The sequence below is a fragment of the Brevibacterium sp. S22 genome, assembly GCF_004745485.1.
GTDB lineage: Bacteria > Actinomycetota > Actinomycetes > Actinomycetales > Brevibacteriaceae > Brevibacterium.
Genome location: NZ_RHFG01000035.1, coordinates 1 through 23,878 on the forward strand (window position 1 = coordinate 1; position 23,878 = coordinate 23,878).

22 protein-coding genes, 1 tRNA gene and 1 other RNA gene are annotated in these 23,878 nt (G+C 63.3%); 14 read left to right on the plus strand and 10 right to left on the minus strand.

Annotated elements, in window-relative coordinates:
• The first annotated feature begins 928 nt into the window (after positions 1 to 928).
• The 3 genes from EB835_RS18305 to EB835_RS18315 all read left to right on the plus strand — a co-directional run bounded on the left by EB835_RS18305 (position 929) and on the right by EB835_RS18315 (position 3,690).
• Positions 929 to 1,999 carry a hypothetical protein gene (locus EB835_RS18305; protein WP_135810879.1) on the plus strand — a complete coding sequence of 357 codons (1,071 nt, stop codon included), beginning with the start codon at positions 929 to 931 and terminating at the stop codon, positions 1,997 to 1,999.
• Positions 1,992 to 2,714 carry a hypothetical protein gene (locus EB835_RS18310; RefSeq protein WP_205749978.1) on the plus strand — a complete coding sequence of 241 codons (723 nt, stop codon included), beginning with the start codon at positions 1,992 to 1,994 and terminating at the stop codon, positions 2,712 to 2,714. The genes EB835_RS18305 and EB835_RS18310 overlap by 8 nt, the downstream gene beginning before the upstream one ends.
• Positions 2,715 to 2,841: 127 nt before the next feature.
• On the plus strand, positions 2,842 to 3,690 hold the full coding sequence (locus tag EB835_RS18315; RefSeq protein WP_135810881.1) for a DUF4282 domain-containing protein: 849 nt from the start codon (positions 2,842 to 2,844) through the stop codon (positions 3,688 to 3,690).
• Between the two features lie 72 nt (positions 3,691 to 3,762).
• On the opposite strand, the gene EB835_RS18320 is transcribed toward EB835_RS18315, so the two are convergent.
• The gene (locus EB835_RS18320) at positions 3,763 to 4,212 is read right to left on the minus strand and encodes a hypothetical protein (protein ID WP_135810882.1); all 450 of its coding nucleotides are present in this window, start codon (positions 4,210 to 4,212) and stop codon (positions 3,763 to 3,765) included.
• 24 nt (positions 4,213 to 4,236) lie between these two features.
• Between EB835_RS18320 and EB835_RS18325 the strand changes: the two genes are divergently transcribed.
• Positions 4,237 to 4,584, plus strand: coding sequence for a hypothetical protein (locus tag EB835_RS18325; protein WP_135810883.1), 348 nt, complete (start codon positions 4,237 to 4,239; stop codon positions 4,582 to 4,584).
• Between the two features lie 367 nt (positions 4,585 to 4,951).
• Here EB835_RS18325 and EB835_RS18330 read toward each other — a convergent pair whose 3' ends face one another.
• Positions 4,952 to 5,347: a hypothetical protein gene (locus EB835_RS18330; protein ID WP_135810884.1), complete on the minus strand. Its 396-nt coding sequence runs from the start codon at positions 5,345 to 5,347 to the stop codon at positions 4,952 to 4,954.
• A 679-nt stretch (positions 5,348 to 6,026) separates the two neighbouring features.
• Positions 6,027 to 6,111, minus strand: a tRNA-Ser gene (locus EB835_RS18335).
• A 173-nt stretch (positions 6,112 to 6,284) separates the two neighbouring features.
• Between EB835_RS18335 and ffs the strand changes: the two genes are divergently transcribed.
• An RNA gene (ffs, locus tag EB835_RS18340) (signal recognition particle sRNA small type) lies at positions 6,285 to 6,380 on the plus strand.
• Between the two features lie 180 nt (positions 6,381 to 6,560).
• On the plus strand, positions 6,561 to 8,060 hold the full coding sequence (locus EB835_RS18345) for a L,D-transpeptidase (protein ID WP_240688845.1): 1,500 nt from the start codon (positions 6,561 to 6,563) through the stop codon (positions 8,058 to 8,060).
• A 31-nt stretch (positions 8,061 to 8,091) separates the two neighbouring features.
• On the opposite strand, the gene EB835_RS18350 is transcribed toward EB835_RS18345, so the two are convergent.
• Positions 8,092 to 9,120, minus strand: coding sequence for an iron-siderophore ABC transporter substrate-binding protein (locus tag EB835_RS18350; protein ID WP_135810885.1), 1,029 nt, complete (start codon positions 9,118 to 9,120; stop codon positions 8,092 to 8,094).
• 178 nt (positions 9,121 to 9,298) lie between these two features.
• Here EB835_RS18350 and EB835_RS18355 point away from each other — a divergent pair, with 178 nt between their 5' ends.
• The gene (locus EB835_RS18355; protein WP_240688846.1) at positions 9,299 to 9,658 is read left to right on the plus strand and encodes a helix-turn-helix domain-containing protein; all 360 of its coding nucleotides are present in this window, start codon (positions 9,299 to 9,301) and stop codon (positions 9,656 to 9,658) included.
• A 5-nt stretch (positions 9,659 to 9,663) separates the two neighbouring features.
• Here the strand turns inward: EB835_RS18355 and EB835_RS18360 are convergent, their stop codons facing one another.
• Genes EB835_RS18360 through EB835_RS18370 form a run of 3 tightly spaced genes read right to left on the minus strand, consistent with a single transcriptional unit; the run spans position 9,664 to position 11,236 of the window.
• Entirely contained in the window at positions 9,664 to 9,981 is a 318-nt protein-coding gene (locus tag EB835_RS18360) for an SHOCT domain-containing protein (RefSeq protein ID WP_135810886.1), read from the minus strand.
• Between the two features lie 41 nt (positions 9,982 to 10,022).
• A complete protein-coding gene (locus EB835_RS18365) occupies positions 10,023 to 10,604 on the minus strand; it encodes a ClpP family protease (protein WP_135810887.1) in 582 nt (193 codons plus the stop codon).
• Entirely contained in the window at positions 10,601 to 11,236 is a 636-nt protein-coding gene (locus tag EB835_RS18370; RefSeq protein WP_135810888.1) for a ClpP family protease, read from the minus strand. The genes EB835_RS18365 and EB835_RS18370 overlap by 4 nt, the downstream gene beginning before the upstream one ends.
• 145 nt (positions 11,237 to 11,381) lie before the next feature.
• Between EB835_RS18370 and EB835_RS18375 the strand changes: the two genes are divergently transcribed.
• From EB835_RS18375 to EB835_RS18385, 3 genes are all read left to right on the plus strand, one after another.
• Positions 11,382 to 12,020, plus strand: coding sequence for an endonuclease (locus tag EB835_RS18375; RefSeq protein WP_135810889.1), 639 nt, complete (start codon positions 11,382 to 11,384; stop codon positions 12,018 to 12,020).
• A 52-nt stretch (positions 12,021 to 12,072) separates the two neighbouring features.
• A complete protein-coding gene (locus EB835_RS18380; protein WP_135810890.1) occupies positions 12,073 to 12,378 on the plus strand; it encodes a hypothetical protein in 306 nt (101 codons plus the stop codon).
• A 266-nt stretch (positions 12,379 to 12,644) separates the two neighbouring features.
• A complete protein-coding gene (locus EB835_RS18385) occupies positions 12,645 to 13,442 on the plus strand; it encodes a YidC/Oxa1 family membrane protein insertase (protein ID WP_135810891.1) in 798 nt (265 codons plus the stop codon).
• Positions 13,443 to 13,639: 197 nt separating this feature from the next.
• On the opposite strand, the gene EB835_RS18390 is transcribed toward EB835_RS18385, so the two are convergent.
• The 3 genes from EB835_RS18390 to EB835_RS18400 form a co-directional block, all read right to left on the minus strand.
• Positions 13,640 to 16,189 carry an ATP-dependent Clp protease ATP-binding subunit gene (locus EB835_RS18390; protein WP_135810892.1) on the minus strand — a complete coding sequence of 850 codons (2,550 nt, stop codon included), beginning with the start codon at positions 16,187 to 16,189 and terminating at the stop codon, positions 13,640 to 13,642.
• 216 nt (positions 16,190 to 16,405) lie between these two features.
• Positions 16,406 to 17,203, minus strand: a complete 798-nt coding sequence (locus EB835_RS18395) for a DUF3152 domain-containing protein (protein ID WP_135537326.1) — start codon at positions 17,201 to 17,203, stop codon at positions 16,406 to 16,408.
• Positions 17,204 to 17,360: 157 nt separating this feature from the next.
• The gene (locus EB835_RS18400; RefSeq protein WP_135810893.1) at positions 17,361 to 18,029 is read right to left on the minus strand and encodes a VOC family protein; all 669 of its coding nucleotides are present in this window, start codon (positions 18,027 to 18,029) and stop codon (positions 17,361 to 17,363) included.
• Positions 18,030 to 18,511: 482 nt separating this feature from the next.
• Between EB835_RS18400 and EB835_RS18405 the strand changes: the two genes are divergently transcribed.
• From EB835_RS18405 to EB835_RS18420, 4 genes are read left to right on the plus strand one after another with little or no spacing between them, the layout of a single operon-like run.
• Positions 18,512 to 20,221 carry a TIGR04028 family ABC transporter substrate-binding protein gene (locus EB835_RS18405; protein WP_135810894.1) on the plus strand — a complete coding sequence of 570 codons (1,710 nt, stop codon included), beginning with the start codon at positions 18,512 to 18,514 and terminating at the stop codon, positions 20,219 to 20,221.
• On the plus strand, positions 20,218 to 21,315 hold the full coding sequence (locus tag EB835_RS18410; protein ID WP_135810895.1) for an ABC transporter permease: 1,098 nt from the start codon (positions 20,218 to 20,220) through the stop codon (positions 21,313 to 21,315). Before EB835_RS18405 ends, EB835_RS18410 begins: the two co-directional genes overlap by 4 nt.
• Positions 21,312 to 22,184, plus strand: a complete 873-nt coding sequence (locus tag EB835_RS18415; protein WP_240688847.1) for an ABC transporter permease — start codon at positions 21,312 to 21,314, stop codon at positions 22,182 to 22,184. Before EB835_RS18410 ends, EB835_RS18415 begins: the two co-directional genes overlap by 4 nt.
• Positions 22,181 to 23,875: a dipeptide ABC transporter ATP-binding protein gene (locus EB835_RS18420; RefSeq protein WP_135810896.1), complete on the plus strand. Its 1,695-nt coding sequence runs from the start codon at positions 22,181 to 22,183 to the stop codon at positions 23,873 to 23,875. Before EB835_RS18415 ends, EB835_RS18420 begins: the two co-directional genes overlap by 4 nt.
• Positions 23,876 to 23,878 lie beyond the last annotated feature (3 nt).

Sequence of the window (23,878 nt, forward strand, 5' to 3'; positions counted from 1 at the left end):
CACGGTCGGAGTCTCCATCGGTGGGTTGTTTCGTCACTTCCGATGATGGGGGCTCCGATCCTTCGTTGCCCTCATCGACACACCGACTGGACTACTGCTCAGTCACCACGCTTCATTCCGCAGAGCCTCCAATCCCACGTTGACATGGTCTGCGAGCAACACTCCTCTAACACCATGTATATTTGGTTCCAGTGATCCGACTGAGTGATCTAGGACTCGGGAGAGAATCGTGAGAGCTGATCGCACTCTAAGCCGATTCGATGGCATCAACCGGTCACAGACGTCAAATCCACGTCGTTCTGCATAGAACTGGACTGCCATTTCAAAACGCCGAGAGGAGGAACCAAACGATATTTCCGGCCAATAACCCACCAGGCCGCCATGATCTTCGTGCCGCTTGTTACAAGTGTCTGAGCGACAAATACAGGCGAACAGAACTCGACCAAGCGCGCCGTAGGGCATCCAATCGAAAACCCAGACCGGCAACGGTGGACTCACGCCATCAGAGCGTGTTCACAGCCGCACAGGGAGGTACATCTTGCCCTCAACTTGGTGCCGCTGGCTCATCGTGCAACTTGCGCCCGTTCCCGACCGTTCGGACGGACTAACTTGGCCCGTTGTTTAGAAAACGTCGCATATAGCACCTATTACTAGCATTGCAGTGCTTTGATGGATATCGTGGCAAAGTAGCTTGATCGCCGCGACCAGCTTGTAGCAGCCAGCCTGTCTAGACCTCAGGAGTTTGTATGTCGAGACTGAAGAGTGTGATACCCACACGAACAGCAACCACTGCCACGTTCCGACGAAATCCCGAGTTGTTATTCAGCCGAACCGTAACCACACGAAACGATGTTGTCCGACGAAGACGCACCTCCGCATTGCCTTTGAACACATCACGCCCCCACAACTCAACTCGAAACTGGTATGCATGAACTCTCCTCGAAATACAGGATCAATTGCCGTTATTGTGGGGGCTTCGGTCATCACGCTCGCGCTCATACTCTCCGCGTTATATTTCCGTTCGCAAACCAAAGACTCTCCGCCGACGGAAGAGACAGAAGCCCGTGAATCGCAATCAAGTGAAGATCCTCTCTATGATCGGATGGTTCAAGCGCTTCGCCAACTCGCCGATGAAGAGACTTCACCGTTGCCCAATGACGCACAGACCGCTACTGAAGAGGCGATTTCCGCTTCTGGCGAGTGGGGGGAGACAGTACGCACGATCGCTCGAGATGATCCGGCCATCGAATCTGCCGATCTAGCTAGTTGCGACCTGCTCAGTGGCGAGTTCGAGTTCCCCGAGAACGTGACTGGTGCAATGGTCGAATGGAAGTCCCAGCCCGAGGCGGATACGCTCTTTCAAGAGCATCGAGCTTACATTTTCCACAGTACCGAAACCGACGCCGACGCCGACGTAACACAGCTCCAGAGCCTGGTGTCAGGGATTCAAGCATCAGTGCCCAACTGTGAGACATTCTCCTCTAGCCAGACCAGTTCTTCCGTCCAACAGGACCCATATGAATTTGATGCTTTGGCGGACGAGGGGTACCAGTCCGCTGCGTGGGAAATTACTTCGAGTATCAGCGATGACGATCTTGGTTCCGGACTCTTTTCCGTGCAAGCAAACCGGTTCACTTGGAATCGGGACTTTGCGATCTTCCTTCAGTTGTACGAAGCGCCCCAAGAGGAGCGGACGTACACGGAAGAGGAGGAAGACGCTTCTCCTGCGCACGACTCATTGCAGCAAGAGATGCCTGAAACGACAAAAACACTCCTCGACTCGCTCGGAATAGCTGAACCCGATCCTTTACCAAATATCCAGCCGCCACCAGACGCAGTTCCGGACGATGCCGCTGACGAAGGTGACGAAGAAGACAGCGAGAGTTCCGACGAATCAGAAGACGACGATTCCGACGACGCAATCCGCGATGCTCTTTGCGACAAACCACTTCTTCCCGTTGATATTCAAGAAAAGTGCGAAGAATACGAGAATGAATGACGATGGTGAAACCCCAATGAACGAATCGGACTCTCATCGACCACAACAGCATCAGCCTTTATCGGATAAGCCTCCACCTCCACCCTCATCAGACTTCCGGTCTACAGATTCTGAGCCGAATCGTGAAACCAGCAGGAATGCTAAGACCAGAACCTACGCAATCACGAAACCTGCAATGATCATCGCGCTGAGCATTCTTGCGCTCGGGCTTGCCGCGTTTTTCATCATTGTCAAGGTCCTCCCCAGCGGAGTCAGTCAAGGAGAACACAGAGCAGCACCACCCAGCTCGGCATCTCCGACGCAGGAAGCTCGTCCTGCAGATACATCGCGAAGCACAGAACAGAGTCCTGCCCAGGAATCGGAGTCCACACCAGACGAAACTGTTGCCTCAGACCCCGAAACCACAGGAGCTTGCCCAGAGGGACAGTCCGAGGCGTATATGGGTACTACGGCGGAGTATACGGTTCGAATATGCGATATATCTCCTAATTCAGATGAAAGTACTTACGTCGGTGGCAGTGACGAGCTCGGCTACGTAGTGTTTCCGGCAACCGTCTCCAACGGTTCGTCCGGCACAACCCTTACGGCAGAAAATGGATCGACCTCTTATAAGATCAATTACCTGGGTCTGACCATATTCAAAAATGATGAAGAAGTTAAAAATCAAGAATGGCAGTCGGGCAACATGGAAGACCTCCATCCTGGCGGAGATTGATAAGACAAAGAAATAATGAATAGAAATATCAAACAAGAATTTGATCACACGTAGCAGCTTTTGTCTGAGTTGCACCGGACCGCCACGAAACCAATCTTCCCGTCGGATAAAGGAAGGCTCTTTACACATGGGTAGTAACCAGAATGCAGACCACCCTGGCGACGATGAGCGGGAGCTTACTGAACAAGCAATTCGCCATCTATCCAGCTTCAGCGCTTCCAATTTTGCCGATTCGAACATTGAGCCGACCACACTAGCGCTACTGGCTGAACACCGTCATGACCTTTGGCCATCGATACTACGGCATCCTCAGTGCTATCCAGAATTAGCACATTGGATCAATCAAAAGAGTGCGGAAGCGAGATCTTCGAGCGACAACAGAGCACATTACGAACAGTGGCTATCTCATTTTCAAATTCAGAATGGCAGGAATCCCACAGAGAGAGAATACAAACACGCCGTTGCCAGCGGCCTAATTCTGGATGATTGTAGAGACCCGAACGCTTCAGCACCGCAAACGCCCGCAGGAGATAATCACCTGGCGACGGGGACAAAACAATTCTTCAATCCCCGAGTCACCCCTTCCACACCACCGACAGTAGCCTCTGCAGATCAGGAAACGGCGTCAGGCTCTGGCATGCGCAGAAAGCAAGCGAGGTTCTTTGATGCTTTAGTTGACGCCTCGTTTAATACATATATCAGTGTTCACTGGGCGAGCATCCTCTACCGTATTTCCATAGTCGTGGCTGGCATTACCGGTTTGGTCGCAATATTGATTGGTCTGGAGGTAAGCCAGAACCAAGACGAAATAGGCTATTTCTTCCTCGGCCTAGTCGGAGGTATCTGCGTACCACTAATCTGGCTCATACTGGTCAGACTAATCCTGGAGTTCTCTGTTGCCACTATTCAGACGGCGAAGCAGTCAAAACGCAGTAATGAATTATTGGAAGACCTGACCGAGTTGCTCAGGAAATGACTAGAGCGTGTCTCCTTAAAATTGGAGTTCTGACATGGAATCGTGGATCCCGTAACTGTTCGTACTCAACTTTCAGGCTCCATGTGGGAGACCATCGCGCAGCTCTTCCCACCCAGAGTCGGCCGACGAGGTCGCCCCTGGGCCGACAACAGAACAATCCCCGATGGCTTCACCGCCACGGCCCACGACCTCGATGACGCTAAGTTGTGCGCGGTCGACCTCGATCTCGACTACGCAGACGGTCAGCCCGGATCGATCACCAGCACCGTCGATCCCTTCGGTCAGAATGACCATAAGCTGCGACTCCTGCTCAAGAAGGTCAATGACCAGGGAGACTCTGTCACCGGTGCTGAGGGCCTCGTCGCATGGATCGCCTAGGACATCAAGAAGGAAAAGGCCGACGGTGTCGAAGACGAGCAGATCTCCAAGAACTACAGCAGCTTCTTCGGCCAGGCTGTCGATTGGGACGCCGACAAGTATGTCAACCCCTACAACAGCGGAGAAGACGTCCTCTACCGGCACCTTAAGATCAACGAACAGCTGGGAATGACCGAGGTCGAAGTCATCCCCAGGGCGATGGGCGAGAATGAGGACGACGTCCGTTCGGCTTCCGAGCTGGATGAGTCTGCCCCCAAGTCGGGAACCTGTATCAGCGACGACCTGTCGACGATGACCGTCGTCGACAACTGTTCTGCCTCGGAGACCGACCCGGATCATGCCACCAATGTGGAACTGCCGATTTACAGCACACCGGACAACGATGACATCGATGACAAGAGGATCAGCACATTCGCCGAGATCCAGATGTCGGTGATGTCCGATGGCACGATCGGCATCGGAGGCGAGGTCTCCGACTACATGCGCGACAGCAACGACGACTGGATCGCACAGTGATCCTGACGTCATCGAATGAGAACGCCCGGGGCCACGGCCTCGGGGGTTCTCATTTCACCATTATCGTCAGCCAATCTCGGGCTCATCCTGCCTCTGAGGATGTTCCTGCTTGTCAGTCCGTGCGAGCTTCGACACTGTGCCCTGAACCCCCTCGTAGACTCCCGCCGCGAACTGCTCGCGCCTGGGGGCGCGTTCGTTGCGGCTATACGCTACGCATCGCCTGACTCACCAAGAGCAATGCCAGGACAGGCTCGGGTCCAACATCTTGAAGATTCTGATGGCCGCCTAAGAGTGCTGCCACAAAAAGCAAAAAAACGGGAAGTCACAGCCTCTATAGCCATGACTCCCCGTATCCCGGACATTCCGTTTAGCCGCCGCAGAGACTCCCCTGCAAGTCGCAATACTCCACCTGGTCATCGGCAACGTTGTCGATAGCCGAGTCGATATCAGCCAACTCTTCGGGAATCACCATGCTGACACCATCGAGTTGCTTTTCCTCCTTCTCGAAAGCGATCCCTTCTGCCATGTCGCCTTCAATGTAGACCGAGTCCGAGTCAGGCATCGAAACGGGATACAAAGGAATGTCATAATCGGATTCGGAAGTAGGGTCCGACCCTTCCACCCCCTCTTGATTCGCCTTGTAGCAAAACGGAGTGTCACTACCTAGCTCACCAGCTACCTCCGCCGAGGCAGTGGACTCATCGTATGTGTAGAGCGCGAGTTCGCTCTCCCTCGTGTCAGCGCTCATGTCTTGCGGGTCCATCGCGACCGGTCCTTGGACCATCGCCAAGGTTTCGCTCTTGTCCGTGCTAGACAGCTCTAAGGGGCAATTCTGTGCGAACCATTCCTCAGGCGATGCATCACCTGAGTCGCCGCCAGCGGCATCATCACCCCCTCCCGAGCATCCGACGAGGACGAGTATGAGGGCTACGACCGGGACGGCGAGTGATGCAGTGCGACTACTACGCATGGTGGGGACTCCTTCACTGTGAGATGACAACACTCCTAGTACAAGTTAGCCTGTAGTGCCCAACTAGGTCCACCCTGGTGACTTCAGCCGTCGCCAGCGGAGTCCAACACGCGGAGACGGTCCTGACACTCAGAACCAATTAAGAGACACACCCTAGTAGCATCAAGGCAACAGCAGCGCCGCGCTCAAACGAGCGCCGACCGTACGAAAGAGGTCCGTACTCTCAAGGTCTAAGATAAGCCGCTAGAGGCTCGGGCTTCCGTTGCGTCGTTCGGGCCATACCCGGGTCCGAGGCTGCTTTACCTCACTGTCAGCCGCTCAGTCCCAGCCAGCCGCGCCCGTACCGTGACCACATTTTGACCACATGATTCCAGGAATCGCCGGGATGCGACGGGAATCGGCCAGCACCGCCGGACCCCCATCTGCCCCGGAAATAAGCGGAAGCCCCCGGTTTCCCGGGGGCTTCTAACTGCGGAGGATAGGGGATTCGAACCCCTGAGGGCGTTAACCCAACCCGCGTTCCAGGCGAGCGCCATAGGCCACTAGGCGAATCCTCCGCGAGCCAGCTTATCCGAGTCGTGACGACAATGCGAAATCGCAGTGGCCGAGTGTGAACCATCCCACGTCCTGCGGGTGAAGAACCCTGCCCACGGCAGGTCCCGCTGCCTCGCGAGCTTCTGGCCCCGCCCACTCGTTTTGTGTGCCGAGGTCGCTCTCGACTAGACTGGTCGCTGGCTCCCCGTGCGGCGTCATCTTGTGAACTCCCCCAGGGCCGGAAGGCAGCAAGGGTAAGCGAGCTCTGGCGGGTGCACGGGGAGTCCTTTTTGCCTGAAGATCACAATTTCACAACTCCCCTTTTCCCCCGTCGGCCCAGGTCAGTCCCGCCGACAATGCCCCGCGGTCGCCTATTTCCAGGGTTGAGAAGCGCTTTCGTTAATACTTTCGTGATTTCACTTCATTACCATTGTTCGCAGCTCTCATCCCTGTGTTCGAACGAGGTTCCCTGTTGCCCAAGAAGATCCAAGGGGCTATTGCCGCCTTTTCGGTGCTTGCCCTGCTCACGGCGTGCACGCCGTCGAGCTCCGACCCCGACGCGACTCGCAAAGATGCGAAGACCGCCGAGGCAGCCGCCGATCCCGTCTTCCGCGTCGGTGCCATCACGAACGACTCGGCCGAGACCGCCGCCGAGGCGGCCCCGTCTTCCCCGCCCACCGATGAGGCGACATCCACCGCGGCCCCGAGCGCATCAGCACCGGCAGCCATCCCGACCGGCGACGCTTTCGGAGAGGTCGTCGAATCCGGTGACGAGCTCGATCTCGAAGCCGGGCAGCGCATCGGCATCGCCGTCGAGAACGCCACCCTCACCGACGTCTCCGTCACCGAGCAGGAGCACCCCCGCATCACCGCCGACCCGGGCACCTTCTTCGACGTCTCCGGCACCACCCTCGACACCGATGACGATGCGCAGGCGGGCTCTTCGACCCCGACGTCCACGTCTTCCGAACCGAGCGACAGCTCCTCATCCGAGGCCGCCTCGGGCGAGACCAAAGACAAGGACGGCGCCGAGGCGGTCACCGCCCCTGCAGAGTCCGCCGCCTGGATCTCCCGCTATGATCTCGTCGCCGACAGCGAGTACACCGTGGAGGCCACCGCCACCACACCAGACGGGGACGAAGCCGAGCTCAAGACCACGGTGGCCGTCGGTGCCACCACCGCCGCGCCGATGTCGGTGCGCACGACGCTCGCCGACGATCAGACGGTCGGCGTCGCCGCTCCCATCATCCTCAGCTTCGGCTCCACCGTGTCCGAAGACTTCCGCGACGATGTGGAACGCAGACTCTCGGTGAAGGTCACCGACAAGGACGGCAAGGAGCGCAAGGTCGAAGGGTCCTGGGGATGGCTGTACGACGATCCGCAGTCCCGACTGCACTTCCGCCCGAAGGAGTTCTGGCCCGCCCATTCGAAGGTCTCCGTCGACGTGCCGCTGAAGAATGTGCCCACGGGCGAGAACAGCGTGGGGCAGAACGACCTCACCCTCGATTTCGAGATCGGCCGCAAACAGGTCGTCGAGGCAAGCGCGAAGACCCACCGCATGGTCGTCACCCGTGACGGCAAAGAGGTGATGGACTTCCCCGCATCCCTCGGCGCCCCGAAATCTCCGTCGTACAACGGCACCCACGTGGTGATGTCGAAGGCCGCCGACTACACGATGAAGTCAGAGCAGTGGGACTATGAGACCGATGTGCAGTGGGCCGTGCGCATCCACAACAACGGCGAATTCATCCATGCCGCCCCCTGGTCGACCGGCGTCCAAGGTTCGCAGAACGTCTCCCACGGCTGCATCAACCTCTCGACCCAACGGGCGAAGCAGTACTTCGATTCGGCGATCTTCGGCGACCCCGTCGAGATCACCGGCTCCCACGTGAGCCTGTCGACTCAGGACAGCGACATCTCCGACTGGGTCTACAGCTGGAAAGACTGGCAGAAGCTGAGCGCGCTCGACTGAGCACGCCCTGCTTCCCGGCCGGCCCCCTGTTCTACTTGTCGAGCTTCTTCACTGCCTTGTCGATCATCGGCACGTAGCGCTCGAGAGTCCACGGGACGGTGAGCGGGTTGATGATCGAGGACCCGGTGACGAAGGCCTGGTCCTCTGATGCCACGACGGCGCCGGATTTGACGGCGGGAATGTTTGCGTACAGTCCCTGGGACTCCACTTCCTTCTTGTTCTTCGCATCGGAGTAGAACGTGAAGATGAGGTCCGAGTCGTTGAGCTTGTCGGCATTCTCCAGACCGATGAGTGCCGAGTCCGTGCCCGGTTCGTCGTAGTCCTTCTTCAGCTCGTCGATGACCGGGTCCGGGGTCAATCCGAGCGCGGAGACCATTGCCACGCGCTGCTCGGAGGGATAGAAGACACCGAGTGTGCCGGGCCCCGAGTTGTAGACGTAGGAGAACGTGAGGTCCTTGTACTCGTCCCGCTTGGCCTCTTTCAGCTGGGTTTTGATGTCGTCGACGAGGCCCTCGGACTCCTCTTCCTGACCGAGCGCTTTCCCGATCGTCGTGATCTGCTCATCCCATTCGATCGTCCACGGCTGCTTCGGGTAGGCCACGGTCGGGGCGATGTCATCGAGCTGCTTGTACTGCTCAGCGGTCACACCCGACCAGGGGGCGAGGATGACATCGGGTTCGAGTTCGGCGATGGCCTCGACGTCGAGTTCCGTGTCGCCCTGGAACTGCTTGGGCAGCTCCTCTCCTCTGTCCTTCACGGCTTCATAGATCCACGGCATGTACCCCGTGTCGTCGCTGCCCCAGGCATATTCCTCCATACCGACCGGAGTCTTGCCCAACGCGATCGCGGTCTCCGTCGATCCCTGGCCGAGGGTGACGACGCGTTCGGGCTCGGACTCGATGACCGCCTCTCCCAGCGCGTGCTTGATCGTCACGGTCTCGAAATCGGCAGACCCGGATTCCTCCGCGGACTGCGATCCCTGTCCGCAGGCGGTGGCGGTGAGCGAGAGCGCAACGAGCGCTCCGGCGATGACGGCCCGGCGGCTGTGAGGAACTGACATTCCTGTCCTTTCGACAGTGGTCGGAGCCTGATGCGACTCCTCGACATTAACGTAGGACAGCCTAACTTAACTGACTGCCGATTCCGCAATGCCTGTGAGTCACTTCACGTCGAAGTTCCTTCTCTGCTGAGAGCAGAAGCTCTCGCCGAGGCGGCCCTGCAGATCGTAGGCTCACCACATGACCCACATGCTCCCGCACAGTCCGACCCCGCCGCTGCTGTGGCGTGAGGCGCTCGGCCGCGCACTCCGACTGCGCCGCACCGACATGGGTCTCACCCTGGCACAGGTCTCCGAACGGTCCGGGGTCTCGACCCAGTTTCTCTCCGAGATCGAACGCGGACTCAAGGACCCGTCGTCGGAGGTCATCGAGGCCGTCGCAGCGGTCCTCGGAATGCAGCTGCCGCAGATCCTCGTGCTCGCGGCTGTCGGCATGACCTCCGGAGTCTCCGCGACCACGCTCCTCTCCGCCGCCGATATGACGCGGGCCGCACCCTCGCCGCCGGCAGCGGGTCAGGTGCGGCTCGCTCTGGCTGCCTGAACGACTCAGCCGTTGCCGGCCTCGAGCCGATTCGCCCGCAGCACCTCGAGGCGGGCGCGGTATTCGGCTTCCTCGATGTCGCCTTCGGCGAAACGCTGCGCCAGGGTCGCCTCGGCGCTCCTCGTCCCCTCTCGTGCCGCATTCGCCCACGGCGGTCCCCCGGCCTGCCGCCACCGGCGTCGGTTGAGGGTGATGATGTCGAGGAGGACAAGTCCTGCCAGTGCGGCCGCGCGCGGTCCCGGCCGCCTCGCCGCGAAGAAGATCGCAGGTGAGACGACCGCAGTGCCGATGCGTACGACCATTGCATTCGACGCCGTCGTCATCCTCGGGGAGTACTTCCGACCACCTCGGCGGGAGCAGGGAGTCAGAGGATGACGTCGACGAGTCCGAAGTCCCGTGCCGCCTGGGCGTCGAGGACGAGGTCGCGATCGAAGTCACGGTGGATCTGCTCCGGGGTCCGCCCTGTGCTGCCGGCGAGCATCTCTTCGACTTCTCGGCGCTGTCGGACGATCTCGTCTGCGGCGACGATGAGGTCGGGAATCGTGCCCCGTGCACCTTCGGCATGCGGCTGACGCAGCACTGCGCGGGCATGTGCGAGCATCGCCCGCTGACCGGGCTCTCCTGCGGCCAGGAGCACGGCCGCATCCGCGACCGCCTGCCCGACGCAGGTGGTGGCCACGGGTGCGCCGATGTGGTGCATGGCGTCGAAGATCGCAGTCATCGCGGTCAGTGACCCGCCCGGGGAGTTGATGTACATGCTGATCGGCAGATCCCGGCTGCTCGAATCGAGGTGGAGCAGCTGCGCGATGATCGTGTTCGCCACTCCGTCGTCGATGGGCACGCCGAGGTAGACGATGCGGTTGCCGAGCAGATGCGAGTACACGTCGACGATCTTCTCGCTGCCCCCGGAGCGGTCGACGACATTGGGAATCGTGTACTGGCTCATCGCCCTCCTCCGATCTGGGCGTGCAGGTCGGCCGGGGAAGTGAGGACCCGGTCGATGAGTCCGTACTCGATCGCCTCCTCGGCGGTGAACCACCGGTCCCGCAGTGAATCTTCGAAGATGCGTTCGTGCGTCTTCCCGGTCGCCTCGGCGATCCGTTGCAGGACGGAGTCCCGGACCTCTCGGAGGTCGTCGCCTTGGAGTTCGATGTCGGCGGCGGCTCCGCCGATCCCACCCGAGCCTTGGTGGAGGAGGATACGAGCGCGAGGCAGGGCGAGACGTTTCCCTGTCGTGCCCATGCTGAGCACGAACTGCCCCGCCGAGGCAGCCCACCCGAAGGCGATCGTGACCACATCATTGGGCAGGGCGGCGATGGTGTCGGCGATCGCGTGCATCATCGGCACGGATCCGCCCGGAGAATTGATCCACAGGTGGATATCGGATCGCGGATCCTCGGCGGAGAGGAGGACGAGGCGGGAGATGATCTCCATTCCGTTCTCGTCGCGCAGCTCTCCGTTGAAGACGACGGATCGGTAGGCGTAGAGCATGCGCTGGGATTCGGGGATCGTGGTCGTCGGCGGAGACTCGTCGGCGTCGGAGAACATCGGTGGGCTGGTTGCGGATCGTGTGTGCATGCCTCAACTGTGCGACCTGGTGACGGCGTATCGGGCACAAATCCGCTGGAAGCGGGACGGTGCCGCTGTGAGCGGACGAACACCGGCAGCTGAGGCACCGGCGACCCTTGACTCTTCGACCGGCCTCGGACATAGGATCGGCCGCATGAGTACACAGCGAGATCGGGCCGGCCGCCTCTTCGATGCGCACGGTCGCACCTTCGCCGCGGAGGCCTCGATCACTCTCCGGGACAAGCCGGCCCCGCTGTGGCAGCTGCTCGTCCTCAGCCTGCTCCTGTCGACGCGCATCAGCTCTGACATCGCCCTCGCGAGCGCGCGCGAACTGTTCTCGGCGAAGTGGAGAACTCCGCAGAGCCTGCGCGCGAGCACGTGGCAACAGCGAGTCGATGCGCTCGGACGCGGTGGTTATCGGCGGTACGACGAGAGCACCGCCACCCGTCTGTCCGAGGCCGCCGGTCTGCTCATCGACCGCTGGGACGGGGACCTGCGGAAGCTGCGCGATGAGGCCGAGGGGCAGCCTCGCCGGATTGCGAAGCTCCTGCAGGAATTCACCGGGATCGGTCCGACCGGGGCGTCCATCTTCCTCCGAGAGGTCCAGCAGGTCTGGCCCTCGGTGAGGCCCGCCTTCGACCCGCTCGTCCGCAAGGGCGCGAAGACGGCCGGTCTGCCTGAGCAGGACGAGAAGCTGGCCGCATTGGTCGACGAAGAGGACCTCGCCGGGTTCGCGGCCGCGCTCGTGCGTCTCGCCCGAGATCCGGACCTCGCCGCCGACGCGCAGGACTGAGACCGCCACGCGGGCTCGCGTGCTAGCATCGACGCACAGGAAAGGGGACGAGATGATTGCGAATATGTGGCTGACTCTGCAGCTGCTCGTCGTCGTGCTGTCTTCCGATCTCGACTCGGTCGTTCCCCAATCCCCCATTCATCTCATCGTTCTGGCTCTCCTCGGCGCGGCCCTGCTGACGCCGATCGCTGCCTGGGCGAGCATCGCTCTGCTGCGCGTGCTGTCGCTGTCGACGCGTCCACCGTCGCTGCCGGACATGCGCAGCAGTGTGCGCGAGTTCCGGATGCCCGAAGAACCCGGCACTCCGGGTACGGCTTTGGCCAGAGCGCCGACCGGCGTCGTTCACGCCATCGCCTGAACGACGCTTCCCCCGCGCTGTCGCACGGGACCCGGGTGCCGTTTCGCACAGGACCCGGGTGCCGTTTCGCACAGGACCCGGGTGTCGTTTCGCACGGGACCCGGGTGCCCTTCGCACGGAACCCGCGTGCCGCCTCGGCGCGGGGAATCTCCCCGACCGACGGTGCATCCGTCCGCGAAGTGTCCTCCTGCCTCGTCACGGTGATGGCCTCATTCGGCCCAACTCACCCGCGCCGCAGTGCGCCCAGTCCCTAGGACACAGCCCAGATGAATATCTATGAATTCCTCCCCATCCGCCTGCTCGTCGAAGCCGCATACACCGTGGTCACCGGCATCAGCTCGTTCCTCGAACCCTTAGCCGGCGGCTTCAGCGCCGCACTGGCCGTCATCGTGCTCACCCTTCTGGTGCGGGCGGTGCTCATCCCCGTCGGAGTCTCCCAGGTCAAAGCCGGGATCACCCGCAAACGGCTCGCACCGAAGATCAGCGAGCTTCAGACGAAGTACAAGAAGCAGCCCGAGCTCAAGCAGCAGAAGCTCATGGAGCTGTACAAGGAGGAGAACGCCTCCCCCTTCGCCGGGTGCCTGCCGGTGCTCGCACAGATGCCCGTGCTCATGGCCGTCTACGGACTATTCATCAACGCGACGATCGGCGGGCACACCAATGAGCTGCTCGGACACACGTTCCTCGGACTACCCCTGAGCACGAGCTTCGTCAAGCTGCTCGGCGCCGGAGAGCTGACCGGTTCGGCGATGACCGTCTACCTCATCCTCGTCGTGCTCATCGCCGTCGTCGCCGGCTTCTCCCGCCACCTGCTCACCCCCGCTGCCTCGGAGACTCCCGCAGCTCCCCCGGCCCGATCAGGCCACGAGTCCCCGGCGATGCCGGACCTGTCGGGAGTGATGAAGACCCTGAGCTTCATGCCCTTCATCACCGCAGTGATCGCGCTCTTCGTCCCCTTGGCTGCCGCTCTCTATCTGGCGACGACGACCACGTGGACGCTGTGCGAACGACTCGTCCTCAACCGCCTCCTCGGCGCGAATGAGGAGCAGCCGGTGAAGAGCTGAGAACGTCCGTCGGGCTCAGCGGTGCGGTGCAGCGCTTCGTGCTGCACTGCGATTCTGCGGAACAGCGCTTTGTGCGGAACAGCGCATTATGCGGCGCAGTGATTCGCGCGGCAGACGAAGAGCCCGGGGTGAAGGACCTGCGATCCTCCTACCTCGGGCTCTTCGGTTCGACGGTCGGTGCACGACCGCCTCGGCGATCAGGCGGTGATGACCTCCTGTCGGGCCTCGGGCGTGACCGTGAGATCCCCGTCGACGACGGTGGCGCGGATCCGGCCACCGTCGCCAACCGCCTCGGTGACGAGGAGATCGGCGATCCGGTCATCAAGCTCGCGCTGGATCACCCGGCGCAGCGGACGGGCACCGAATTCGGGCTCATACCCGGCGTCGGCGAGCCAGTCGAGAGCCTCGGGCGAGACATCGAGACCGATGCCCTGAGCCTCGAGACGCTGCCGTGAAGCCTCGAGCTGATGGCCCACGATGGCGTGGAGCTGCTCACGATCGAGACGGGAGAACATCACGGTGTCGTCGATGCGGTTGATGAACTCCGGACGCATGAACTCCTTGAGCCGACCCATGACCTTGGCCTTGAGGTCCTTCTCCGCATCCTCGGCGGCACCAGAGGCGAAGCCCAGCGGAGTGCCGGACATGAACTCCGAACCGAGGTTGCTCGTCATGATGATGACGGTGTTGCGGAAGTCGACCGTCCGACCCTGACCGTCGGTCAGCCGTCCGTCGTCGAGGACCTGCAGCAGCAGGTTGAACGCATCCGGGTGGGCCTTCTCGACCTCGTCGAGGAGGATGACCGAGTACGGGCGGCGGCGGACCTGCTCGGTGAGCTGCCCGGCCTCGTCGTAGCCGACGTAGCCGGGAGGGGCACCGACGAGACGGGACACGGTGTGGCGTTCGCCGAACTCACTCATGTCGAAGCGGATCATCGCGGATTCGTCATCGAACAGGGTCTGTGCGAGCGCCTTGGCCAGTTCGGTCTTGCCGACACCGGTGGGGCCGAGGAACAGGAAGCTGCCGATCGGCCGGTCGGGATCGCTCATCCCGGTCTGGCTGCGGCGGATGGCGCGTGACACCGCGGTCACCGCTTCGTCCTGCCCGACTACACGATCGTGGAGGACGTCCTCCATGTTCGCCAGGCGCACCTTCTGACTCTGCGTCATCCGGGCCGCCGGGATTCCGGTGGCACGGGAGACCACCTGGGCGATCTCCTGGTCGTCGATGATCGCCTCGGCGGCAACGGTCTTCGCGGCGTCGGCACCCGGGTTCTCCGCGGTGTCGATCCGGGCGGCCACCTCGGTGGTCTCATCGCGCAGGCGTCCGGCGCGTTCGTAGTCCTCGACCTCGATCGCGGACTTCTTCTCGGCCTCGAGCTCGGAGAGCTTGAGCTTGAGGGCGTCGATGTCGACACCGGGTCCGCGCTTGAGCGACATCCGGGCACCGGCCTGGTCGATGAGGTCGATGGCCTTGTCCGGAAGGAACCGGTCGGTGATGTAGCGGTTGGAGAGTTCGACGGCGGCCCGGACCGCCTCGTCGGTGTAGGTGACCTCGTGGAATTCGGCGTAGCGGTCCTTGAGTCCGTCGAGGATCGTCACGGCATCGGCGACGCTCGGTTCGCCCACGATCACCGGCTGGAATCGGCGTTCGAGAGCTGAATCCTTCTCGATCGTGCGGTATTCCTTGAGCGTGGTCGCGCCGATCATGTGCAGATCGCCGCGCGCCAGTCGCGGTTTGAGGATGTTGCCGGCATCCATCGAATTCGCTTCGCCGTTGCCGCCGGCGCCGACGAGGGTGTGGAGTTCATCGACGAAGACGATCATGTCTCCGTCCTCGGCGATCTCATTCAGCGCCCCGGTCAGTCGTTCTTCGAAGTCGCCTCGGTAGCGGGTGCCCGCGAGCATTCCGGGCATGTCGAGGGAGATGATGCGTTTGCCGTGCAGCTGCTTGGGCACATCGCCGGAGTGGATGGCACGTGCGAGGCCTTCGGCGATCGCGGTCTTGCCGACGCCGGCCTCGCCGAGGAGGACGGGGTTGTTCTTCGTCCGGCGGGCGAGGATCTCAATGGTCTGTTCGATCTCGTCGGCACGGCCGATGACCGGGTCGAGGCGGCCTTCGGCGGCGAGCGCCGTGAGGTCGGTGCCGTACTTCTCCAGCACCGATCCCTGCCCGTCCTCACCGTCGGCTTCCTGACCGGGGTGCATGCCTGCGGCCTCGGCTGCTTCGGCTCCTGCCTGCAGGGCCGCCTGGGTGACTCCGGCCTGGGCAAGGATGCGGCCCGCAGGCATCTCCTGGTTGAGCACGAAGGCGAAGAAGATGTGCTCCGGGTCGATGTAGGTCGAACCGAAGGCGCGGGCCACCTGGTAGGCGTCGAGCAGCGCCCGCTGGGCCGAACCGGTCAGCGTCGGTGTGGATTCCACCTCGGTGTCGGTACTCGCCGGAAGGCGCTCTTCGATGCTGTGAGCGATGGCCTCGGGGTCAGCACCTGCCTGCCGCACGGCGGAGATTCCCGGTTCGGAATCGACCATCGTGCGGAGGATGTGGAGTGCGTCGACCTCGGACTGTCCGTGCCTGCCGGCGAATTCGGCGGCGGCCTCGATGACTTCGTGGCTGCGCTTGCTCAGCAGGCGGTTGATGTCGACGGCTCGCCCGCGGCGGGCTCCGTTCTGTCCCTGGAGGAAGCGGGCGAGGAACTCGTCGAATGAGTCTCCACCCGAACCTGCGGGTCCGAAGAATGTGGCCAAAGCCGACCTCCTCTTTCAGAGTTGAGCGTATACGACTCAATCAACAGGAGATCCGCTGCAGTTATTCCCGCGCGAATCTGAGGTCGCCGTCACACGCCGCCACGGCCCCGATGAGGGGCTGGCGGCCGGGTGGAGCGGACGCGGTCGGACGGTCGGACGGTCGGACGGAGCGGCAGTCGCCTTCACCACGGAGCGGCAGCACAGCCTCAGACGCACTCAGCCTTTCGAGGGCCATCCATTGGGTTCGCAGCCCTGCAGACCTTTGGTCTGCTGCTGCATGAGCGGTGCGGCCTCCCCGGGGCCGGGACAGGACTCGTGACCATGGCCCAGTGCATGTCCGACCTCGTGATTGATGAGGTACTGCCGATACTGGACGATGTCATCGAACTCCTCGGTGGCCGCGACCCAGCGTTTGGCGTTGAGGATGACATTGGGTCCGTTGCGGCACGAGAGTTTGCCCAGGGTGCGCAGTGGCAGGCACATTTCGTCGACGGTGTCGGGGCTGGCGATGGAGATCATCGTGTCCTGCCCCTCGTCGACGAGTTCGATGGAGACATCGTCGATGTCCTGCCAGCCGCGCTCGTCCTGGAGGGTCCTGATGATGAAGTCGCCGGCTTCGTCGACGTCGATGGGCAGGTTGTCTTCGACGCGCAGTGCAACCTTGAAGGTCTTGCCTCCGTCGCGGTTGAGTCCGGTCTCTTCGGCCGGTCGATCCCATTTCCCGCTGCCGTGAGCGTCGATGTCGTCTTCGCTGACTCCTGCCGCGCCGGCGTCATCGACGTTCGCGGTTTCGGTCGGCGCAGGCGACTCCGTCGGGTCGTCGCTCGCCTGGCCGCTTGTCTGGTCACTCGGGCCGGGCGATGCCACGGCAGTCTCGGCTGCCTTCGGGGTCGGCCGGGTCTCCTCGTCTGCGGCGGGCGCACAACCGCTCAAACCGATGAGCAGCGAGACAGCGGCAAGGGAGGTCAGGGCGCGTAGGTGCGAGCGGGAGGCGAGGCGGTTTCGACTGAGCACGCATGCGAGTCTAGCCGCCGCCTCGTCGAGAAACAGGTTGAGTGCCGAAACACGCGTGCACGCGGCAGTGCTTCGGCGCTCATCCCGTGTCTCGACGCCCGGCTTGAGTTTCGACGCCCGGCTTGTGTCTCGGCGCTCCGCTTGTGTTTCGGCGAAATCAGAACTCGAGGACACCGCCGGGGCCGCGCAGCTTCGCCCGCAGGCGGCACTCTGGTCCTTGACGAACTTCGGCGTCGCCGGCTCCGAGCACCTCGAGCACCTGCCGGGCCGCCTCGGGTTCCGGGGATTCCACATGGAACTCGAGGAGTTCGAGGGTGGGCAGGGCCGCCTCGGCGGGGTGAACCGACTCGGCCCAGTCGATGAGGAACGGCTGCGCACCTGCGTGCGGGAGCGGGGAGCGGGTGGTCAGTCGCCATTCGAGGCGGTCGCCGTCAGCGGTGTCGCGGGCCATGTCCTTGACCTCGCCGAAGTCGATTCCGGCGGAGTTCGCGGCCGCGATCTTTGCGAGGAAGGCCCGCGGGTGGATGGCCCAGGTCTGCAGGGTCAGCCCCGTGGACAGGTGCGCGTCGAGCGGGAGCGTCCCATCAGCGGGCGGTTCCTGCTGCGGGTCGGGCCCGAGGATCTCGAGGTAGGTGCGGGCACCGTCCGGCCAGTGCGCGGGGGCGAGACCGAGCAGGAAGTTCGCGGTCCCCATCCCCGTGTGCGAACCGCCGGAGACAGCACGCAGACCGGTGGCTTCCTCGACGGCGGCGACCCCGGCTTCCAGGTCGGGAACCGTGATGATGAGGTGGTCGAGTTCAGCGGGAATGGTGTTCGGAACGTCCATGATCCACCCGGACCTTTCAAATGAGTGCGTAGACCCTCAGTCTCCCCCGCTTCGACGTCGAGGGCAATGCCGAAGAGGGCGCGGGCCGTGCGAATCGTCGCCGGGGCACCCTTAGGGCCAGCCACCAAGCGAGCAGCATCCCGGGCCTCGGGTGCGTACCACCCACGAGCTCCGGACGCGCAACATCCTCGGCGTGCCTCATTCGGACCCGAACCTCGAATTGCTCAACATCTTCTCGAGGGTCGGGTGCGACGATGACCTGATGGTCGAAATCCGAATTGCTCAACATGTCTCAATATGAAGCCCCGGATTGACCGCGATCAGTACGATGCGCTTAACTCGAACCATGCACTTCCACCTCGGGACCCGCTCCGGACATCGCCTCTGCCTGCATTCCATGGCACCGGCAACGTCCGCATATTGTTGAACTATCACACTGACGTTTCGCAATTCCATCTCTCCGGCCCGAAGGACCTCATTCCATGACGGACGACCGTCCCGCCACCTCGACGCGCCACGCTCAGCGTCACCTCGACCGCCGATCGCTCCTCGGACTCGGTCTCGGTTTCGGCACACTGCTCACCCTCAGCGCCTGCACACCACGGGACGCCGGTTCCCTCGCGGACGGCGAACCCGTGCGCGGTGGGGTGCTCACCTACTTCGAACCGCAGACCTGGACGCTGCTCTACCCGCCGTCGGTCGGCTTCTATCCCAACGGCGGAATCATGAACAACATCTCCGCCCGCCTGCTGTGGCAGGACCCGGAGACGCTCGACCTGCACCCCTGGCTGGCCACCGAGCTGCCGGAGATCGACGCCGAGGCCAGGACCTACACCTTCACCATCCGTGAGGGAGTGACCTACTCGGACGGTTCGCCGCTGACTCCGGCGAACGTCGCGAGGAACTTCGACCTCTTCGGCCGTGGCGACGAGTCACGCACCCTGCCGGTGTCCGAACAGATCTCGAACTACGAACGCAGCGAAGTCCTTGATGACCACCGAGTGCGATTCCATTTCTCCGCCCCGTCCCCCGGCTTCGCCCAGGCGACCTCGACGATGAACGCAGGACTGCTCGCCGACTCCACCCTCACCCTCGACGCCGAAGGCTTCGGCCCCGGCGGAGCCACGCAGATCCACACCTGCGGCCCCTTCCACATCACCGCCGAGACGATCGGCACGAAGCTGTCTGTCCGCGCCCGGGAGGACTACGACTGGGCGCCCCCGCACCTGGACCATCAGGGCCGAGCCCACCTCGACGGCATCGACTACCTCGTCAACAACGAATACTCGGTGCGCATCGGAGCCGTGCTCTCCGGGCAGGCCGACGGCGTCCGCGACGTCCAGGCACCGGACGAGTCACGCGTGACCGAGCAGGGACTGCGCCTCTTCGCGAAAGCGACGAACGGGATCAACAACAGCATCAACTTCCGCTTCCGCCACGATCTGCTCGCCGATGTCGACGTCCGGCGGGCGCTCATCGCCGCCATCGACCGCCAGGAGATCGTCGACAAGCTCTTCACCCCGAACTACCCGCTGGCCACCGGGCTGCTGGCCAAGGGCGCGATGGGCTACACGGATCAGTCGGGTTCCTGGGAATACGACCCGGACAGAGCCAACCGACTCCTCGATGAGGCCGGGTGGAGCGAACGCAACGGGCAGGGCTACCGCGTCAAGGACGGGCAGCCGCTGGCCCTGACGGTGAATATCGCACTGCCGCAGCCGCGTTCGAACGAAGTCCAGACCCTCATCCAACAGCAGCTGCGTCGCGTCGGCGTGCGCCTGTCGATCAACCCCGGCGACCAATCGAAGCAGACTCTCGACGCCCTCGACCTCGATACCGTGCAGATCTACCACTCGATGGTTGCCCGTGCCGACTTCGACAACCTGCGCTCGAACTACTCCTCGGTCAACCGCGATGTCTTCCTCAACGGCGCCGACCGCACGGATGCCGCCGACGGTTCGATCGATGCGAAGGTCGACGAACTCCTCGAAGCCCTGGCCTCCGAGCCCGATCATGAGAAACGTCAGCAGGCCGCCGAGGCGGTCCAGAACTACCTCGTCGAGCAGGCCTACGTGCTGCCGTTCTTCGAGGAGCCGCAGGTCTTCGCCTTCCGCCGCCGCGTCCACGGCTTCACCACCGAACCCGTGGGCCGGCCCGACTTCTACAGCACCTGGCTGGCAGGAGAGAAATGATCCTCGACACCCGCTATCTCATCGTCCGCCTGGGCCAAGCGGTCCTGGTCCTCCTCCTCGCGTTCACCGCGGCGTTCATCCTGCTCAGCCTCATCCCCGGCGACGGCGTCACCGCCCGCTTCGCCGATCCCACGTTGGGCCTCTCCCCTGAACAGATCGCCGAGATCCGAGAGGCCACCGGCGCCGACGACTCGTGGTTCGGACGCTATATCACCAGCCTGACCGGATTCCTCACCGGCAACTTCGGCTATTCGGTCCAGACCGGCGCGGCCGTATCGACGATCATCTCCGCGGCCCTGCCCTCGACCGCGGTGCTCGCGATCTCCGGGTTCGTCACCGCCCTCGTCCTCGCCGTACTCATCGCCGTCTTCGCGACCTACGGCCCGGCCACCGGGCCGCTGTCGCGAGTGCGTCGGGTTCTCGACTCGGTGCCCAGTCTCTTCATCTCGATCCCCGTGTTCTGGCTCGGAATCCTGCTCAGCCAGGTCTTCTCCTTCCAGCTCGGAATCGTCTCGGTCGTCGATGCCGGCCCCGCCGAAGCGCTCGTGCTGCCGACCCTGACGGTGGCGGTCCCGCTCTCGGCTCCGATCGCCCAGGTGCTCATCCGCTCCATCACCGAGGTGCAGGCCTCCGGGTTCGTCAAGGTCACCACCGCGAAGGGCGCCTCCGAGCTGTGGCTCCTCGTCCACACCGTCGCCCGCAATGCGGTGCTGCCGGGACTGACGATCATCGGGCTCGTCTTCGGCGAGCTCGTCGCCGGTGCCGTGGTCACCGAAACCGTCTTCGGCCGCAACGGCATCGGACTCATCACCGCCCAGGCGGTGACCCACCGCGACAATCCGATTCTGCTGGCCGTCGTCGTCATCGCCACCTTCGGCTACGTCATCATCAACCTCATCGTCGACCTCCTCTATCCCATCATCGACGTCCGGCTGCGCTCGAAACGCAGCGTCGCCTCGGTGAGCAGGAGCCTGCGCAGTCACGACGGGCCCACACGACGGGCCCTGACGGCAACCGCGGCGAGCGTCGGCGTCGACCTCGACTGGGATGCCGATCCCGCGCCCTCCGGCGAGACGAAGGAGAAGAACGCATGAGCATCACCGATGTCTTCACTCGTGGTCAGGGTGCCGGCCCACACCGTGCCCGCGTGCACGGAGCTCGGACGCGTCCCGGGATTCCCCCGGCCACCGTCGTCTCGGCGCTGGTCCTGCTCATCGCCATCGCCTGGGCCCTCGTCCCCGGCCTGTTCACCCACTACGATCCGAACGACGGCGGGGACACTCCGGCACTGCTGGCACCGAGCCTCGAGCACTGGTTCGGCACCGACCAGACCGGTCGCGATGCCTTCACCCGCGTCGTCTACGGCGCCTCCCAATCCCTGCTGGCTGCTCTCGTGGCGGTCGGTGTCGGATTGGTCCTCGGTACGACGATCGGGCTCATCGCCGGCACCAGACGCGGCTGGCTCGATGATGTGCTCATGCGCCTCGTCGATGTGCTGCTGTCGATTCCCGCGATCCTGCTCAGCCTCTCGATCGTCGTCGTCCTCGGCTTCGACACGATCAACGCGGCCATCGCCGTCGGCGTCACGGCGATCGCCCAATTCGCCCGTCTCGCCCGCTCCCAGGCGGTGCAGATCAACACGAGCGACTTCGTGGCCGCGGCCTACGGCTCCGGCGGCACATTCTTCTCCGTCCTCGTCCGCCACATCCTCCCGAATTCGATCTCTCCGGTGCTGTCGCTGGCGGTGCTGCAGATCGGATCCGCGATCCTCCAGATCTCAACACTCGGGTTCCTCGGCTACGGCACCCCGCCGCCGACCCCCGAATGGGGCCTCATCATCGCCGAGGGCCGCAATTTCGTGGCCACCGCATGGTGGCTGACCGTGCTGCCCGGCATCGTGGTCATGGCCATCGTGCTCGCCACCCATCAGATCGGCAACACCCTGCGAAAGGTGACATCATGACCGGGTCTTCGCTGCTGCGCATCGACGGGCTCTCCGTCGACTACACCCACCGAGGCGGCCCTTCCGTCCCGGCCGTGAGCGAGCTCGATCTCGTGGTCCGCCCCGGCTCGATGACAGCCGTGGTCGGCGAATCCGGTTCGGGGAAGTCGACGACGGCCAACGCCGTCATCGGCCTGCTCCCGTCCTCGGCGCAGGTCACGGCCGGGCGGATCCGCCTCGGCGATCTCGATCTGCTGTCGTTGGGCGCTGCCGGATGGCGGGGTGTGCGCGGGACGCAGATCGGCTACGTCCCGCAGGACCCTGGGTCCTCGCTCAACCCGCTGCAGACCATCGGGAAGTCCGTCGCCGAGGCGCTGCGCATCCACCGTCGCGCGAACCGGGCAGAGGCCCGCGCCCAGGCCATCGAGCTGCTGGCACGGGTCGGCATCGACCGGCCGGAGAAACGGGCCGACCAGTTCCCGCATGAGCTCTCGGGCGGGATGCGGCAGCGGGTGCTCATCGCCGCTGCCATCGCGCTGCGTCCTCGTCTGCTCATCGCCGACGAACCCACCTCCGCCCTCGACGTCACCGTGCAGAAGCAGGTGCTTGACCTCCTCGACGAGCTGCGCGCCGAGACCGGGATGGGCGTCCTCTTCATCACCCATGATCTGGCCGTCGCCGGCGAGCGCGCCGACGAGGTCGTGGTCATGCAGGGTGGACGCCTCGTCGAATCGGGTCAGGCCGGTCATGTCTTCTCCGACCCGGCCACCGAATACACCTCCCGCCTCATCTCCGACGCCCCCGCTCTGCAGACGAGGGCTCGTCCTCCCCGCGCCGAGGCGGTCGGGCAGTCCGCGCGCCCGTTCGTCTCCGTCGAATCACTCACCCACGTCTTCGACCGGACCGATGATCAGATCACCGGCGTCGAGAGTGTGGACTTCACGGTGGCTCGGGGCACCACGCACGGTCTCGTCGGCGAATCGGGTTCGGGCAAGACGACCACGGGCAAGGCGCTGACCGGGTTCCTCACACCGCAGTCCGGGCAGGTGCGCATCGGAGATTTCGACGCCGCCGAGCTCGGACGCGGTCGGCCCTCACGGCAGCGGATGCGGGAGTTCCGCCGCACCGTCCAGCTCGTGCATCAGAATCCGTTCTCCGCGCTCGATCCCAAGCAGTCGATCCGTTCGACTCTGATCGAGCCTCTGCGCAACTTCCGCCTCGGCGACCGTGCATCACGGCCAGGGCTCGTCGCCGAAGCGATGGATCGGGTGGCCCTGCCGGGCGACTTCCTCGACCGGCGTCCGGCAGAGCTCTCCGGCGGACAGCTGCAGCGGGTGGCGATCGCCCGCGCCCTCATCGTCGAACCCGAACTCGTCGTCTTCGACGAAGCGGTCTCCGCCCTCGACGTGACCGTGCAGGCGCAGATCCTGACCCTGCTCGACCGGCTGCAGAGGGAGCTGGGTCTGACCTATGTCTTCATCACCCATGACCTCGCCGTCGTCCGACAGATCGCTGATACGGTGTCCGTGATGTCACGCGGACACCTCGTCGACGACGGCGCGACCGAAGAGATCTTCACCCGCCCGCGCTCGGCCTATACACGCACTCTGCTCGAGGCGATCCCCCGTCCTGCCGCATTGTCGTCGGAGGCAGCGCCTGCGCACACTCGACCGGCGACCCCGACCCTGCTCACCGCAGCAGCAGAAAGCTGAGAA

What these genes read in the sequence shown, in the direction of transcription:
- EB835_RS18350 (WP_135810885.1), bottom strand. Translation starts at nt 9,120, where the DNA reads ATGTCAGTTCCTCACAGCCGCCGGGCCGTCATCGCCGGAGCGCTCGTT.
- EB835_RS18415 (WP_240688847.1), top strand. Translation starts at nt 21,312, where the DNA reads ATGAGCATCACCGATGTCTTCACTCGTGGTCAGGGTGCCGGCCCACAC.
- EB835_RS18405 (WP_135810894.1), top strand. Translation starts at nt 18,512, where the DNA reads ATGACGGACGACCGTCCCGCCACCTCGACGCGCCACGCTCAGCGTCAC.
- EB835_RS18400 (WP_135810893.1), bottom strand. Translation starts at nt 18,029, where the DNA reads ATGGACGTTCCGAACACCATTCCCGCTGAACTCGACCACCTCATCATC.
- EB835_RS18325 (WP_135810883.1), top strand. Translation starts at nt 4,237, where the DNA reads ATGACCGAGGTCGAAGTCATCCCCAGGGCGATGGGCGAGAATGAGGAC.
- EB835_RS18420 (WP_135810896.1), top strand. Translation starts at nt 22,181, where the DNA reads ATGACCGGGTCTTCGCTGCTGCGCATCGACGGGCTCTCCGTCGACTAC.
- EB835_RS18410 (WP_135810895.1), top strand. Translation starts at nt 20,218, where the DNA reads ATGATCCTCGACACCCGCTATCTCATCGTCCGCCTGGGCCAAGCGGTC.
- EB835_RS18370 (WP_135810888.1), bottom strand. Translation starts at nt 11,236, where the DNA reads ATGCACACACGATCCGCAACCAGCCCACCGATGTTCTCCGACGCCGAC.
- EB835_RS18315 (WP_135810881.1), top strand. Translation starts at nt 2,842, where the DNA reads ATGGGTAGTAACCAGAATGCAGACCACCCTGGCGACGATGAGCGGGAG.
- EB835_RS18310 (WP_205749978.1), top strand. Translation starts at nt 1,992, where the DNA reads ATGAATGACGATGGTGAAACCCCAATGAACGAATCGGACTCTCATCGA.
- EB835_RS18375 (WP_135810889.1), top strand. Translation starts at nt 11,382, where the DNA reads ATGAGTACACAGCGAGATCGGGCCGGCCGCCTCTTCGATGCGCACGGT.
- EB835_RS18360 (WP_135810886.1), bottom strand. Translation starts at nt 9,981, where the DNA reads ATGACGACGGCGTCGAATGCAATGGTCGTACGCATCGGCACTGCGGTC.
- EB835_RS18355 (WP_240688846.1), top strand. Translation starts at nt 9,299, where the DNA reads ATGACCCACATGCTCCCGCACAGTCCGACCCCGCCGCTGCTGTGGCGT.
- EB835_RS18330 (WP_135810884.1), bottom strand. Translation starts at nt 5,347, where the DNA reads ATGGACCCGCAAGACATGAGCGCTGACACGAGGGAGAGCGAACTCGCG.
- EB835_RS18305 (WP_135810879.1), top strand. Translation starts at nt 929, where the DNA reads ATGAACTCTCCTCGAAATACAGGATCAATTGCCGTTATTGTGGGGGCT.
- EB835_RS18380 (WP_135810890.1), top strand. Translation starts at nt 12,073, where the DNA reads ATGATTGCGAATATGTGGCTGACTCTGCAGCTGCTCGTCGTCGTGCTG.
- EB835_RS18365 (WP_135810887.1), bottom strand. Translation starts at nt 10,604, where the DNA reads ATGAGCCAGTACACGATTCCCAATGTCGTCGACCGCTCCGGGGGCAGC.
- EB835_RS18385 (WP_135810891.1), top strand. Translation starts at nt 12,645, where the DNA reads ATGAATATCTATGAATTCCTCCCCATCCGCCTGCTCGTCGAAGCCGCA.